General features: G+C 70.6%; 15 protein-coding genes. 6 read left to right on the forward strand and 9 right to left on the reverse strand.

All coding sequences use genetic code 11. The annotated features are described in order from the left end of the window. The coding region (locus Vgi01_RS25960; RefSeq protein ID WP_204292827.1) for an RICIN domain-containing protein at window positions 1-636 on the reverse strand (636 nt) is incomplete at its 3' end. 702 nt (window positions 637-1,338) lie between these two features. Here Vgi01_RS25960 and Vgi01_RS25965 point away from each other — a divergent pair. The 3 genes from Vgi01_RS25965 to Vgi01_RS25975 are packed head-to-tail and all read left to right on the forward strand — an operon-like array spanning window position 1,339 to window position 3,744. Continuing rightward, complete coding sequence (locus Vgi01_RS25965; RefSeq protein WP_239089161.1) at window positions 1,339-2,418, forward strand: ABC transporter permease; 1,080 nt, start codon at window positions 1,339-1,341, stop codon at window positions 2,416-2,418. Further along, window positions 2,415-3,101, forward strand: a complete 687-nt coding sequence (locus tag Vgi01_RS25970) for an ABC transporter ATP-binding protein (RefSeq protein ID WP_204292829.1) — start codon at window positions 2,415-2,417, stop codon at window positions 3,099-3,101. The genes Vgi01_RS25965 and Vgi01_RS25970 overlap by 4 nt, the downstream gene beginning before the upstream one ends. Before the next feature lie 40 nt (window positions 3,102-3,141). Further along, a complete protein-coding gene (locus tag Vgi01_RS25975) occupies window positions 3,142-3,744 on the forward strand; it encodes a TetR/AcrR family transcriptional regulator (RefSeq protein WP_204292830.1) in 603 nt (200 codons plus the stop codon). 32 nt (window positions 3,745-3,776) lie between these two features. Here Vgi01_RS25975 and Vgi01_RS25980 read toward each other — a convergent pair whose 3' ends face one another. Further along, window positions 3,777-5,039, reverse strand: a complete 1,263-nt coding sequence (locus Vgi01_RS25980) for a putative manganese transporter (RefSeq protein ID WP_204292831.1) — start codon at window positions 5,037-5,039, stop codon at window positions 3,777-3,779. A gap of 197 nt (window positions 5,040-5,236) precedes the next feature. Here Vgi01_RS25980 and Vgi01_RS25985 point away from each other — a divergent pair, with 197 nt between their 5' ends. Then, window positions 5,237-5,878 (forward strand): response regulator transcription factor, encoded by a 642-nt coding sequence (locus tag Vgi01_RS25985; protein ID WP_204292832.1) that lies wholly within the window; start codon window positions 5,237-5,239, stop codon window positions 5,876-5,878. A gap of 6 nt (window positions 5,879-5,884) precedes the next feature. Here Vgi01_RS25985 and Vgi01_RS25990 read toward each other — a convergent pair whose 3' ends face one another. From Vgi01_RS25990 to Vgi01_RS26010, 5 genes are all read right to left on the reverse strand, one after another. Next, window positions 5,885-6,673 (reverse strand): spermidine synthase, encoded by a 789-nt coding sequence (locus Vgi01_RS25990; protein WP_204292833.1) that lies wholly within the window; start codon window positions 6,671-6,673, stop codon window positions 5,885-5,887. 56 nt (window positions 6,674-6,729) lie between these two features. Next, window positions 6,730-7,506, reverse strand: a complete 777-nt coding sequence (locus Vgi01_RS25995) for a CE1759 family FMN reductase (RefSeq protein WP_239089162.1) — start codon at window positions 7,504-7,506, stop codon at window positions 6,730-6,732. Beyond that, complete coding sequence (locus tag Vgi01_RS26000) at window positions 7,503-7,976, reverse strand: MarR family winged helix-turn-helix transcriptional regulator (protein ID WP_102660608.1); 474 nt, start codon at window positions 7,974-7,976, stop codon at window positions 7,503-7,505. The genes Vgi01_RS25995 and Vgi01_RS26000 overlap by 4 nt, the downstream gene beginning before the upstream one ends. Then, a complete protein-coding gene (locus Vgi01_RS26005) occupies window positions 7,973-9,163 on the reverse strand; it encodes an LLM class flavin-dependent oxidoreductase (protein ID WP_102660609.1) in 1,191 nt (396 codons plus the stop codon). The genes Vgi01_RS26000 and Vgi01_RS26005 overlap by 4 nt, the downstream gene beginning before the upstream one ends. 170 nt (window positions 9,164-9,333) lie before the next feature. Continuing rightward, on the reverse strand, window positions 9,334-10,188 hold the full coding sequence (locus tag Vgi01_RS26010; RefSeq protein ID WP_204292834.1) for an SDR family NAD(P)-dependent oxidoreductase: 855 nt from the start codon (window positions 10,186-10,188) through the stop codon (window positions 9,334-9,336). 237 nt (window positions 10,189-10,425) lie between these two features. Here Vgi01_RS26010 and Vgi01_RS26015 point away from each other — a divergent pair, with 237 nt between their 5' ends. Together Vgi01_RS26015 and Vgi01_RS26020 are read left to right on the forward strand one after the other, a co-directional pair. Next, on the forward strand, window positions 10,426-11,325 hold the full coding sequence (locus tag Vgi01_RS26015) for a hypothetical protein (RefSeq protein ID WP_239089163.1): 900 nt from the start codon (window positions 10,426-10,428) through the stop codon (window positions 11,323-11,325). Between the two features lie 119 nt (window positions 11,326-11,444). Next, the gene (locus Vgi01_RS26020) at window positions 11,445-12,851 is read left to right on the forward strand and encodes a neutral zinc metallopeptidase (RefSeq protein WP_204292835.1); all 1,407 of its coding nucleotides are present in this window, start codon (window positions 11,445-11,447) and stop codon (window positions 12,849-12,851) included. A 54-nt stretch (window positions 12,852-12,905) separates the two neighbouring features. Here the strand turns inward: Vgi01_RS26020 and Vgi01_RS26025 are convergent, their stop codons facing one another. Further along, window positions 12,906-13,634, reverse strand: coding sequence for a zf-HC2 domain-containing protein (locus Vgi01_RS26025; RefSeq protein ID WP_204292836.1), 729 nt, complete (start codon window positions 13,632-13,634; stop codon window positions 12,906-12,908). Next, entirely contained in the window at window positions 13,631-14,146 is a 516-nt protein-coding gene (locus Vgi01_RS26030) for a sigma-70 family RNA polymerase sigma factor (protein WP_425559701.1), read from the reverse strand. Before Vgi01_RS26030 ends, Vgi01_RS26025 begins: the two co-directional genes overlap by 4 nt. Window positions 14,147-14,626 lie beyond the last annotated feature (480 nt).

A 14,626-nucleotide genomic window follows, 5' to 3' on the forward strand; every position in this document is an offset into this window, starting at 1 on the left:
GCAGGTGCCGGTCGGCGGCGGCGTGGTGGGGGTCGGGTCGGGGTTGTTGCCCCCGTCGACGCGGACGAGCTGCCACTGCTGGTTGGCGCCGTTCCAGTCGTCGTACTGCACGATGTTTCCACCGTCGGCGGTCGAGGCGCCCTGCACCTCCACCACCTTGTTGCTGTGCCGGCTGATCAGCCGGATGTGGCCACCGTCGGAGTCGGCCAGCCGGAACTGCTGGTTCGCTCCGTTGTGGTCGGTCCACTGCACGATGCTGCCGCCGTTGGCGGTCGACCAGTTGTAGATGTCGAGCACCTTGCCCGACAGCCGCGACTTCAGGCGGTAGTAGCCGCCGCCCGAGTCGACGAACTGCCACTGCTGCTGGTTGCCGTTGTTACGCGCCCACTGGGTGATCCGCGCTCCATCGTTGGTGGCCAGGTTGTACACGTCCAGGGCCTTGCCGCTGTTGCGGTTGAGCAGCACGTACCAGGCGTTCGTGTCGACAGTCGCCGCAGCGGCCGGGGTCGACGTCACCGCCACGGCGGTGACACCGCCCACCACCGCCGCCACGCCGGCCGCGACGACGCGCAGCAACCGCCCGCGCCGACGCGACGGCGGCGGCGCGAGCAATTCAGATCTACCAAAGGCAGACATGATCCTCCTTCAAGATGACCAGGACCCCGAACGGCCCAGGACGGGCACACCACGACGCGCAGCGACCGAGCCGTAGCGTGTTAGCGCTAACAGTGGCGTCCGCATGCCCTGGCGCACGCCTGAACCAAGATCCGACGACACAGGCCTGCCCGGTGAACCTCCGGCGTCATCACCCTTGAACATCGAATGTGGGCGATAACATGTCGTTCGTCAAGTCGTAACTTGGCGGTTTCACGGAGACTGTCCGCGCCGGGAAGGCGGGCGCGGCCAGTGCCGACCGTCGTTGTGCAGGCACCGCCCTGTCCACCGCCCCGGCCCAGGACGGCGCATCCGCAGCGCGCTCCCTGATGGCGCTAACATCGGCGTTTACGCATGATTCGGTCGTCGGCGCACCCGCACCCGCACCCGCGCCAGCGCCAGCGCCAGCGCCAGCGCCAGCGCCCGGGAGGCGTACCGGACCGGCAATGATCGTGAAACCGGCCCGGCTTTCACGAATTGAAGGGGCGACCACCCGCCGAGCCGCAATTCGGCGAGGTCAACCCTCACTCTGCGTGAGTTGATTCACAGCATCCGTCCTGGCGCCATCTTCTCGACAGGGCGTCGGTATCTTTGCCGACATGCTGTCGGCTACCTATCGGATGCGGTGAGCCCATGTTCCTCGCCATACGCGAACTTACTTTCGCCCGCGGTCGATTCGCCCTGATGGGCGTCGTCGTCGCGCTCATCGCGATCCTCACCGTACTGCTGAGCGGACTCTCCGTCGGGCTGGTCAATGACGGAGTCTCCGGCCTGAAACGTCTCCCCGTGACCTCGCTGGCCTTCCAGCACGAGGTCGCCAAGGACTCCGCCTTCTCCCGCAGCGTGGTCGAGACCTCAGCCGTCGACACCTGGGCGACCCAGGACGGTGTCGCCGAGGCGGCACCGCTGGGCAACACCCTCGCCAACGGTCGGACGAACGAGGGAATCGAGGTCGACCTCGCCCTCTTCGGCGTCGAGGTCGGCTCCTTCCTCGACCCGGCCGTCGCCGAGGGTCAGCGCCTGGCCGGCGAAGGCGAGGTGGTGATCAGCTCCACCGCCGCCGAACTGGGCATCTCGGTGGGCGACACGATCGAACTGGAACCCGCCGGGACCCCCCTCAAGGTGGTGGGCATCCTCGGCGAGCAGCACACCTTCGGCCACGTCGACATCGGTTACCTCCCGCTGCGCTCGTGGCAGGAAGTGAAGGCAGGCGTACGGGCGGGCGACGCCGCACCCGAGCGCATCTACAACGAGATCACCGCGGTCGCCGTACGCGCCGCCGACGGTGCCGACGTCGACCTGGCGGCCGGCGACAAGGACGCCGGCACGACCTCCATGACCCTGGAGCAGTCCTTCGGCGCCTCGCCGGGCTACACCGCCGAGACCTCCACGCTTCAGCTGATCCAGGTCTTCCTCTACGCCATCTCGGCCCTCGTGGTGGGCGCGTTCTTCACCGTGCTCACCGTGCAGCGCAAGCAGGAGATCGCGGTGATCCGGGCGCTCGGTGCCAGCACCCGTTACCTGCTTCGGGACAGCCTGCTCCAGTCGGTGGTGCTCCTGGTCCTCTCCGCCGGGGTCGGCGTCGCGATCGGCGTGGCAGCCGGTGCCGCCATCTCGGCCACCCCCATGCCGTTCGTGCTGGAGGCCGCACCCATCGCCGTCGCCACCGCTCTGCTGCTCATTCTGGGCGTCGTCGGTGCCACCGTGGCCGTCCTGCGCATCACTCGCGTCGACCCGCTCACCGCGCTCGGAGGCAACCGATGACCGCCATGCTGTCCCTGTCCGACGTCACCCTGATCCACGGCGACGGCGAAGACACCGTCACCGCCCTCGACAAGGTCAACATGGAGGTCGAGGCGGGCGAGCTGGTCGCGGTCGTCGGCCCCTCCGGCGCCGGCAAGTCCAGCCTGCTGGCGGTCTGCGGAGCGCTCATCAGCCCCACCTCGGGCACGATCCGGCTCAACGACCTGGACCTCAGTGCGCAGTCGCCGCGCCGGCTCACCGCGATCCGTCGGGAGCGGATCGGCTTCGTGTTCCAGAGCGGCAACCTGATCCCCTCGCTCACCAGCCTGGACCAGGTACGGCTGCCGCTGACCTTCGGCAAGGTCGCCAACCCGCGCGACCCTCGGGAACTGCTGGCCGAGGTCGGCATGTCGCACAAGGCGGACCGACGCCCGCACCAGCTCTCCGGCGGCGAACGGCAGCGGGTCGGCATCGCGCGGGCACTTGTCACCCGCCCGCAGGTGCTTCTGGTGGACGAACCGACCGCGGCCCTGGACCGCCAGCGCAGTCAGGACGTCGTCGCGCTGCTGGCCCGTGAGGCGCACGAACACGGGGTCGCCACCGTCATGGTCACCCACGACCATGAGGTGCTGCACCACTGCGACCGGGTGCTTGAGATGATCGACGGCAGGCTGCTGCCCGCCGAGAGCAACGCCTCGGTCTGAGGTCACCGCCCAGACCGGCTACCCAGACGAGGAGGAGCGCGTGCCGCGGATCCAGGCGGCCAGCGTCGCCGAGCACCACGCCCGACAACGGCGTGCCCTGCTGGACGCGGCACGCGCTCTGTTGGCCGAGACCGAGCAGGCGCCCTCCATGGCGGCGATCGGACGTCGTGCCGGGCTCGCCCGCTCCAGCGTCTACCAGTACTTCGCCTCCGCCGAGGATCTCCTCGCCGCCGTCGTGGCGGACGTCTTCCCGACCTGGGCGGGCCAGGTTCTGGAGCGGGTGGCGGCGGCGCCGACGCCGGGCACCCGCATCTGGGCGTACGTGGTGGCGAACGTCGACCTGTTCGCAAGCTCCGAGCAGGCGGTGGCCCGGGCCCTGAGCCGGGTGGTGGAACCGCGTGTGTTGCAGGGCCCGATGGAGGAGTTCCACGCCCAACTCCAGGGGCCCCTGCGGCAGGCGCTCACCGAGTTCGGTGAGCCGGAGCCGGAGACGATGGCCGAGCTGATCGACTCCCTCATCGTGCGGGCGTCCCAGGACGTCGGCGCCACCGCCCGCACGCAGGCGAGGAAGACCGCGGACATCACGCTTGCCCGGTTACGCCGGCTGCTCGGCCCGTACCTCGGCCTGGGTCCGCAGGACTGACGCCCACCGACCCCGGCCGAGGACCGCGCTGGTCAGAGCAGGAGCAGCAGGGCCGACCCGACCACCACCGCCGGAATGGTGGTGATGACCGTGGCCATCAACGCGGAGTGCCGGCGCAGCGCGGCGAGCGGGATCAACGCGTCGCCGTCCTGACTTATGGCGTTCGCGACCAGGGTCGGCAGTGGCAGCCCTCCGCTGACGTACAGGCCGGTGAAGACGATCTGCACCGCGCAGCCGGGAATCAGGCCGATGCCGGCACCGATCAGCACCCCCAGCAGCCCACCGAGCGCGATCTGTGAACCGTCGAATCCGGTGGTGCTGGTGACCACCTGCCAGGCCAGGTACGCCACCGCCACCCAGACGGTGATGAAGGACGCCTCGTGGGCGCTGTGCCGCATGGTCGCCCCCATCGACTGCGGGTGTGCGGTCTCCAGGTTGTCGTCGGCCAGCCGCCCACGACCGGCAGCGAAGATCACCGTGGCGAGCAGGGTGCCGAGCACACCGAGCGCCAGGTACGGGTCGATCCCACCGAGTGCCCGAGTGAGCACCGCCGGATCGACAAGTTGGAACAGCACCGGCACCGACACGGCGAAGGCCGGCACGGTCAAGCCCCAGAAGATCGTGGACGCGGACAGCTGTGGCAGCACGCCACCGAGCAACCGTCGTGAGCCGGCCAGGTCGGGCACGCCGACCGCAACCAGGCCGCCACCGACCCCGGACCCGACCGGCGAGGACCCCGAACCGCCCGACCCGGAACCGCCCGACCCGGAACGGCTGGACCCCGAACCGCCGACGCCGGATCCGACGGGCGTGGGCCTGAGGGGTGCGGAGCCGGCGGGCGTGGCCACCGCCGCGGACCCGGCGGGCACGGCCACCACGGCGGGCGTCCGGCGTACCGCACGCGCCGGGTCGATGCCGAGCGCGTCCACCACGTACCCGGTGATCAGACCGACCACGAAGAGCAGCGTGTGGATCTTGAGCGCGAACATCGGATTCCAGGCCATCACCACCCACGAGGAATCGCCCATGGTCGCCACCAGGGCGGCGATCACCGTGCCGAACGACACCTTGCCTCGGGCGTACAGCGGCATGAGGATGATCGCGCCACCGCAGCCGGGACTCACCCCCAGCAACGCTCCGACCATCGGCCCGAACCGCCGATGCCGGGTCAGCCCGTCGGTGACCCGGTCTCCGTAGCGCCAGCGCAGCCAACCGAAGAGCGCCACCATCACGGCGACGTAGACACCAACCTGCATGAACGCGTCAGCGATCGGACGCAGGACGATTTCGGTCATGAACACACCTCCAGGCGACAGACGGCCTGCGGGGGATGTGCTGCTTCAGGCCGCAGCAGGTACGCCACGGCACTTCCCCGGACGCTGGCCCATATGGGCCATTCGGCGACCCCGCTGGGTCATCCGGTCCAGTCACGGTCCGGGATCACCTTCGGTACGAATGCGCATGATGGCTCGTTAACCGGGAAGGAGCGAACATGTCACACTGTTCCCCCATCCGGGTCGCAGTCGTCGACGGCCAGCCGATCTTCGCTCGCGGCCTCGAACTGCTCCTTCCTGCCGCCACGGATGGGCGGGCGCAGGTGGTGGGCTTCACCGCCGACGCCGCGGCGGCGGCCTCGCTGGTCCGCCGGTGCGTACCCGACCTGGCCCTGGTCGATCTGCACATGCCGGCGCCCGGGGGGATCCGAGCCGTGGCGGCCATCCGACGGACCACGCCACAGGTCCGCATCGTGGCCATGTCCGACGCGGAGGACCTGAGTTCGCCGCTCCAGGCGCTGGAGGCCGGCGCCGAGGCGTACGTGCCCAAGAGCGCCGAGCCGGAGAAGCTGCTTCCCCCACTGCTGGCGGTCCTGGACGGCTGGGCGGTGATGCCGACGCAACTGCTGAGCACGTTGCTCCGACCCGCCCGGTTCCCGCCGGTCAGCCTCGACGAGGCGGAGCGTGCCCTGCTCCGATCCATCGCCGCCGGCCGGAGCACGCTGGAGATCGCCGATCAGATGCACGTCTCCGACCGGACCGTGAAGCGGATGTCGGCCGCGCTGCTGCGCAAGTTGCGGGTCTCCAACCGCGCCCAGGCCGCAGCTCTCGCGGGCCATGCGGGGCTGCTCGACGACTGACCGGTCTCACCGCTCGACGTCGTCGGTACGCGGACGGGCACCGGCGATGAACGTGTCGAGCGCCGGCCCGTGCAGCACGCCGCCGGGCAGCGGATCACGCAGCGCTCGTACCACCAGGCGCGCCACGGGTAGTCGGTCCGGGCGCAGCGCCGCGGCGAGGACCACGTTGCCGTACCGCCGGCCGCGCAGCATCCGACGGTCGGCGACGACGCAGACGTCGGCGAAGACCGCCCGCAGGGTGGCCGCCTGCACCCGGGCCAGGACCAACGGCGGCAGGTCGGTCACGTTCACCAGGTAGATGCCGTCCGGTCGCAGCACCCGGGCGACCTCGGCGGCGAACGCCACGGTCGCCACGTGCGGCGGCATCCGGGCCGCCCGGTAGATGTCGGCGAGCACCAGGTCGTACGCCCCGGCGGGGACCTCGGCCACCGCGTCCCGCGCGTCGGCGACGTGGATCTCGACACCGGCCGGGACGGGCGGCAGCTCGCGTGTCACCAGGTCGACCACGGCCGGCTCCCGCTCGACGACCAGCTGTGCCGAGCCGGGCCGGGTGGCGGCGAGGTAACGCGGCAGCGTCAGTGCGCCGCCGCCGAGGTGCAGCACGTCCAGCGGCCGACCGGCGGGCGCGGCGAGATCGGCCACGGCGGCCATCCGCCGGACGTACTCGAAGTGCAGGTACGTGGGATCGGCAAGGTCGACGTACGACTGCTCGACACCGCCGGCCAGCAGCGTACGCCCGGTGGGTCGGACCGGATCGACGACCAGGTCCAGCCGGTCGTCGTCGGATGCCCCCATGACCAGGCAGGCTAACCGACCCGCCCGAGCTGCTCTCCCGGCCCGTCGGCACCGCCTCAGGCTGTGCCGATCTCCCGGCCGGCCCGGCTCGACCCGCCGGTCGCGAGCCGCATGAGGTCGGTGTTGAAGTCGATCTCCAGCGGGCTGCTGCCCGGCCGGGCGTTTCCACCCCAGGTGTGCTGGTAGCTGTCCCAACTCTGGTCGGTGATGGCGCTGCGGACGGAACTCGCCACGAGCGCCGCCAACTCGGCCGCCGTGCGGTCGATCCGACTGCCGAGGGAGGCGTCGCCCCAGTCCTCAGGAGCGGCGAAGACCGAGGTCGGGACCGGCAGAGCCCGCATGAAGGCGAAGAGCGGACGCAGCTGATCGTCGATCACCAGGGCGTGCCGCGAGGTGCCCGCGGTGGCACCGAGCGCGATGGGTGTGGCGATGAGCAGGTCGTTGTCGAGCACGTCCACGAAGGATTTCAACAGCCCGCTCATGCCGGCCTTGTAGACGGGCGTGGTGACGACCACGCCGTCGGCCGCGGCCAGGGTCTGGATCGCCGTGAGGAGATCACCTTGCGGGTGACCAGTGACGATGGCGCTGGCGATCTCACCGGCGAGCGGCCCGAGGTCGATGATCGCGACGGTGGCCTTGATGTCCCGGGCAGCGAGCCGGTCGAGGGTCTTCTGCGCGATGCGGTCGGCGAGCCGACGCGAGGACGAGGGCACGCTCGTACCACCGTTGACCACGACGATGCGGCGGGGCGCGGTGTCGGCGGGCATCGGGTCGGTGTTCGCGGGCGCGGTGTCGGCGGCGGTCGCCGGGACGCGCGAGGGCTCGAAGGTCATGCCGAGTCCTGACTGTCGTGTCGGGTGGGGCCGGGGTCGACCCGGTCGATGATCTGCTGGGCGAGGGCCCGCAGCTCGGTGAGCTGGGCCGGGGTGAGCGCCGCTGTCATGGCCGACGTGACCGCCTGGGCGTGGCGGGTGCCGACGGCCCGCTGGAGCGCGGCGCCCTTCTCGGTCAACGTGAGGACGGAGGCGCGACGGTCACGGGGGTCGCAGTCGCGAGCGACGAGTCCGCGCTGCACGAGCCGGCTGCACAACCGCGACACCCCGGCCTGCGTCATGAGGATGCCGCGGTTGATCTCCGTCATGCTCATGCCCCGAGGCGATTTCCTGAGCGTGTAGAGGACGTCGTACTCGTTGGGCGTGAGCTCGTGCCAGATGTCGTCGGCCAGGAACCGGCGGGCGAGGAGGACCTGGGCCCTGAAAAGGCTCTCCCAGGCCTCGTTCGCCAGCCGCTCCTCCGCGTTCACCGGATCACCGGGTAGACGGCGGGCGTCGCGGGGTCGCTGTCCTGGTAGGGCGAGGTGCCCGTGACGTTGTCACCACGGTTGGCGTTGGGTCGCGGCTGCCGCGGCTGCCCGTCGCCGTACTTCTGCCGGACCCGCTGCTCATGGGTGGGTGCCGGGGCGGCCTGTGGGGAGCGACGCGACGCCATCTCCTTGCGCAGCACCGGGACGACCTCCTCGCCGAGCAGGTCGAGCTGTTCGAGAACCATCTTCAGCGGCATGCCGGCGTGGTCCATGACCCAGAGTTGGCGCTGGTAGTCGCCGAACATCTCCTGGAATTCGAGCGTCTTGTCGATGACCTGCTGCGGGCTGCCGACGCTCAGCGGGGTGCGCTCGGCGTACGTCTCCAGCGAGATGCTGTGGTCGTAGACCGGTGCCTCGTCGAAGTACGGGCGGAAGGTGCGAAAGGCGTCCTGCGACCGGCGGGCGATGAAGGCCTGACCGCCCAGCCCGACGATCGCCTGCTCCTCGGTGCCGTGCCCGTAGTGGGCGAAGCGCCGCCGGTAGAGGTTGACGAGCGGCAGGAAGTGCCCGGTCGGAGCCAGGATGTTGTTGGCGAAGAAGCCGTTGCCGTAGTAGGCGGCCTGCTCGGCGATCTCCGGCGTACGGATCGAGCCGTGCCAGACGAAGGGCGGTACGTCGTCGAGCGGCCGAGGGGTCGAGGTGAAGCCCTGCAAAGCCGAGCGGTACGAGCCCTCCCAGTCCACGACGTCCTCCCGCCACAGCCGGTGCAGCAGGTTGTAGTTCTCCAGGGCCAGCGGCAGCCCTTTACGGATGTCCTGACCGAACCAGGGATAGACGGGAACGGTGTTGCCGCGACCGAGCGTGAGGTCCAGCCGGCCCTTGGCCAGGTGTTGGACCATCGCGTACTCCTCGGCGATGCGCACGGGATCGTTCGTGGTGATCAAGGTGACCGAGGTCGAGAGGATGATCCGCTTGGTCAGCGCGGCGACGTGGGCCAGGAAGGCCGCCGGGGAGGAGGAGAAGAACGGCGGGTTGTGGTGCTCGCCGATCGCGAAGACGTCCAGACCGACTTCTTCGGCCTTTACCGCGATCCGGGTCAGGGCGTCGATGCGTTCCGCCTCGCTCGGTGTGGTGCCGGTGACCGGGTTCCGGGTGACGTCACTGACGGAGAAGATGCCGAACTGCATGGTGATGCCTTTCCGGGTTGGTGGGGTCTGACGGCGGCTCACGGCGCGCCCACCGACCTCAACGTACATGACGAGTCATGTATTTCGGCAGCCGGTGCGGCTGGGTCCAGAACGGTGATGCCGGGACGGTGGGCAGGGTCGTCCACCGCCCCGGCGACGGCAGGCCGGGCTCAGGCGACGCGGGAACCCAGCAGTTCGGCGCGCAGCGCGTCGAGTTGCTCGTCGGTGTCACTGGCGACCCGGCGCAGGATCTCCACCGCGTCCTGCCCGACCGGTGCCCGACTGGGGGCAGGCTCCTCGGTGGCGAGGCGGACCACCCAGGCCGCCGCGTCCACGGCAGGCAGCCCGGAACCCTGCATGCCGTTGAGCGCGTCCTTGAAGGCGGCGAAGTTCTCGCCGTACAGATCTCGCTGCTGCGCGGTGAAGCTCTCGGTGACGCGGTCCAGCGCCGCAGCGGTCTTGGCCGGTCCGCCGGTGAGCATGTTTCCGGCCTGGGCGATCACCACGTCGACCCCGAACGGACGCAGTTCGTTGCGGTAGACGTCGGCGATCGCCTCGAGCGCGGCCTTGGTCGCGCTCGACGGTCCGTTGAACTGCAACGGGAAGCGACCGGTCATCGCGCCGATCAGCACGATCCGCCCCCGGGCGGTGCGCAGCAACGGCAGGAAGGCATTTGTCGCCGAGATGGTGCCGAAGACGTTGACGTCGAACTCCCGGCGTATCTCCGCGATGGGCAGCACCTCCAGCGGGCCCGGGGTGAGGATGCCGGCGTTGTTGATCAGGATGTCCAGGCCATGGTCGCCCACGGCCTCGGCAACCTCGTCCGCCCAGGCACGGACGGCCGAATCGTCGGCGACGTCGACGACGCTGAGGTTGACACCCGGCTCGTCCGCGAGACCGCCGGCCTCCTCCATCGAAAGCGCGGTCCCGTAGACCGTGTAGCCCGACGCGGCGAACTGCAGCGCGAGCTCACGCCCCAGGCCGCTCGCGGCACCGGTGACAGCGACGGTCCGAAGCTCAGACATGGCGAGCATCCTTTCCCCGATTCGTTGTGCCGATCCGTGGTGGACCGGCACTCCCCCCAACATTCATGACTCGTCATGTATTTCGGATGACGGTCGTCGGTCGGCCGCCCTTCTCGGCTCAGCCACGAGCACGAGACCTCTGAACCGTTTTCAGTCTGGCTGCGTGTAGATGCCGAGCGGCTTTGAAGGCGCTTAAACCAGGAGAAAACGGAGAGAACAGTGTCGCGAAAGAGTGCTTTGTCCGTTGTTGTGCTGATGGCGGTCGGTGCCGCGCTGGCCGCCTGCGACTCGACCCCGAGCACCCCCGCCCCGCAGTCCAGCGCAGTCGGACAGGGCGGGACCACCCCCGCTACGGTGCCCGGCGAGGGCGCTGCCGGGCTCTCCCTGCTCACCGGCACCGCCCGAGGCAACAACTCCCCCGCCAACACCGGGGACTGGGCGGTGCCGAACGGCGGCGTACCGAAGGGTGCGGTGGCCCGGGCCGCGGCAAAGTGGGTTCAGCTCACCGCGAGCAGAGCCGGCGACCTCGACCCGGTCGTGGTGAACGGCGCCCGGCTGACCCTCTACCGCTTCGACAACGACAGCAACAGGCCGTCGAAGTCGAACTGCAACGGCGACTGCGCGGCCACCTGGCCCCCGGTGACCATCGCCCCCGGCGGCACGATCTTCGTCGCCGGGGTCGAGCAGTCGGCGATCGGCACCGTACGGCGGGACGACGGCCGGCTTCAGGTCACCATCAACGGCTGGCCGGTGTACCGGTTCGCCCGCGACACCCAGCCCGGTGAAACCCTCGGGCAGGGCGTCGGCGGCACCTGGTTCGGCATCACCCCGAACGGTCAGAAGGCCGGCGGTGCGGACACCCCGCGGGACGGCGGGTCGAACGTTCCACCGGCGACCGGCGTCACCCTCTTCGACGACGCCAACTTCAGCGACCTCGGCCCGTCCCAGGGGGTCGCCGGCAGCGGTTGCCGAAACGTCGGCCGGGTCGGTGTCGCCTCCTCGCTGATCACGTCGGGTTCGCTCAAGCTCTGGTCCGGGCCGGACTGCACCGGCCGCTCGGTCGTGGTGAACGGCGACGTCGCCGACCTCGCCTCGATCAACTTCGACGACACGGTCGCCTCCGTCCTCTTCGGCTGACCCCTCCGCTGCTTCACCGGGTGTGCCGGCTCCGCCTCGCGCGGGCCGGCACACCCGTTTGTGGTGCCCGGCCTCCTGACCGGGGCGGCCGGCAAGCTCAACGAGAAAGGTGCCCGAGAGTGGGAAATCGGATCAACGGGGTGGCGGTGCTGCTGGCGGCGGTACTGCTCGCGGGGTGCGCCCGGTCGGTGGCCGGCACCGCCGAGACCGAGCAGTGGAGCCCGACCCGGGCTGCCGGACTGGAGATCACCTCGGGCCAGAGCGGTCCCCGACCCGGTGTGCCCGACACCGGACTGACCGCGGTGAACGGCGACGGCGGCGAGATCGACCGCCTCGCGTTGAACGCGGTCGAGGACGTGCAGCGCTACTGGGCGCAGGAGCTGCCGGCAACCTTCGGCGTACCGTTCGCGCCGGTCCGGCGTCTGTTCTCGTACGACTCGACCGGTCCCGGACCGGTCGTCTGCGGCACCGACACGACGGGCCTGGTCAACGCCTTCTACTGCCCGGCGGAGGACACGGTCGCCTGGGACCGGGGCGAACTACTGCCCACCCTGGCCGACACCTTCGGCACGATGTCGGTGGTGGCGGTGCTGGCCCACGAGTTCGGCCACGCCGTGCAGTTCCGGCTGGGCGTCGGCGGGTCGACCAGTTCGATCGTGCGGGAACAGCAGGCCGACTGTTACACAGGCGCCTTCTTCCGCTGGCTCGCCGAGGGAAACGGGCCGCACTACCGACTCGCCACCGGCCCGGGCCTCAACCAGGTCCTCGGCACCCTCTTCTTCATCCGCGACTCGACGGAGGTCGGCTTCGACACCGACGGCGCGCACGGCAACGCCTTCGACCGGGTCTCGGCCTTCCAGTTCGGGTTCGGTGACGGGTCCGGTCGCTGCGCCCGGATCGACGAGACGGAGGTACGCGGGCGGATCACCCAGCAGTCGGCGGCTGCGGTGGTCCCCGGTGACGACGGCAACCTGCCGGTCGACGACCCGGACGCGCTGGCGGCCCTGCTGTCGACACTGCGGGCGGCGTTCGGGCCGAACACCGCCCCGATCGTCGGCACGACCGTCGCAGACTGCCCCGAGGGCGGCCGTACCGCGCCGGTGTCGTACTGCCCGGCGACGGGCACGCTCGGGCTGGACCTCGCCGGGCTGGCCGCGATCGGCACGGCCCGGTCCGACGGGGGTGACGGGATCGGGGACTTCGCGGCCTTCGCCGAGATCGCCTCCAGGTACGCGCTCGCCGTGCAGCAGGCCGCCGGGCTGCCGTTGCGCGGTGTCGCTGCGGCGGGGCGCACGGCCTGCCTGACCGGATTCTGGGCGGGGACGATCACGGCCGGGCGGGGTGCCCCGCTGGCCCTGTCCCCGGGGGACCTGGACGAGGCGGTGGCGGAGATGCTCGCCCCGGAGAGCCTGATCGCCGCCGACGTCGACGGCCGCAGCATCCCGTCCGGTTTCGCCCGGGTGCAGGCGTTCCGGGAGGGCTTTGCCGCCGCCGACCCGGCGGCCTGCGCCGACCTGTTCCGGTAACCACACCGGCCGGGGCCCGCTACGGGTGCCCCGGCCGGTAACTGGTGCCGACGCCTACAGCGCCACGTCGGCGTACGTCTTGCCGTCGGTGTTCTCCACCCGGACCGCGACCACCTCGGACGGCGCGATCAGGGCACTGCCGTCCAGCGAGACGCCCTCGGTCTCGCCCTTCGCGGAGACCAGCCAACTGCCGGCCAGGATGGTGCTGCCGTCCCGACCGACGACGATCAACCGACAGCGTTCCCCGGCCGGTATACCGAGAACCGCCGCGTTGACCCGGACCCAGCCCTCGGACGGCGCCACCGCGACCGTCATGCGCACACCGGTGTCCGGGTCCAGTGCGGTGGCGAACCGGGTCCCCGGGGCGGCGGGAGTGGCGGACACGGCCGGGGTCGGCCCGGCGGCGACCTGCGCGGCCGCACCGTCGGCCGAGCGCCCCACCATCACGCCGGCCGAGACGGAGGCGGCGACGGCCGCAGCCGCAGCCACCGCGATCAGACTGGTCCGGCGCTGCCGCTGCTCCCGCGACTCCGACCGGATCTGCCGGAGGGTGCGTTGCAGCAGCAGGTCACCGCCCTCGGGCGGTCCTTCCAGCAGCATCGCGTCGGGTACCGCCTCCAACGCCATCTCGTACTCCCGTAGGGACTCGACCTCGTCGCGGCACTCCGCGCAGCCGGTCAGGTGCTCCTCGATCTGTCGGACCTGCTCGGCGTCGAGCGTCTGCATGAGATATCCGCCGATGTCAACGTGTTCATCGGCCGGGTGCGACGAGTTTGTGCTCATGAGGCAGGCCGTTCCGCTTCGACCGGGCGCTTTGCGATGTCGCGCAGCGCGCGGAGTGCGTAGTAGGAGCGTGACTTGACCGTTCCCGGCGGGATGTTCAACGCCTTGGCGGCTTCCGCGACTGTACTCCCCAGTAGGTACACCTGCTCCAACACCTCACGGTGTTCGGTGGAGAGCTGGTTGAGGGCGTCCATCACCACCATCGAGTTGACCACCTGGTCGGCGTGGTCGCGTTGGATGGCGACGTCGGTGGGCGACTCCGGCACCTCGGTGGGCCGGGCCCGACGGGCGCGCACCTGGTCGGTGACGATGTTGCGGACCACTGTCAGCAGCCAGCCGCGTACCGATCCCTTGCCGTTGACCAGGCTGTCCGGATGCCGCCAGGCCCGAACCAGAGCCTCCTGCACCACGTCCTCGGCCGCCGCCCGGTCCCGGGTCAACTGCGACGCGTACGCGAGCATCGCCCGCCCGTGCTCGTGGAACAGCGACCGCACCAACGCCTCGTCCGCCACCTCCCGGCGTCGGTCGCCCCGCAGCCCGGCCACCGACCGCACCTTCGGCCGCCCCGGCGTCGACGATCCAGGTTCCTCGGGTTCCGGCGACGAAGGCCTCGACCAACCCCGACGGGTTATCGGCCTGGTCATGTCGTTCCCCCCTGGGCCTCCGACGGCGTCGGAGAAACGGCGGCAGCACGGGTGGTCGCCATCACGGACCACACCCCCCGTGCCCGCCTCGGCCGGCCGGGCCGGGTCACCGCACGCGGTAGAGACGCGTCCGGCGGCACGAGCGGTAGCAACAGCCTGCGGACGGAAGAACAGGTCATTTTCGTACCAATCTCACGAAACGAGGACGAGCCGATCAGCCCGGTGGTCGGGCGGGGAGCCGATCGGGCGCGCGAGGCCGCCGCGGGTGTCAGGCACAGCCCGCGTACGCCGATGTCAAAAGCACCGTCGGGCCGGCGAACCCTGGCCGCGGTGGATGGGGAACCCGCT

Origin of the sequence: Micromonospora gifhornensis (genome assembly GCF_016863515.1) — a bacterium.
Taxonomy (GTDB): Bacteria; Actinomycetota; Actinomycetes; order Mycobacteriales; family Micromonosporaceae; genus Micromonospora; species Micromonospora gifhornensis.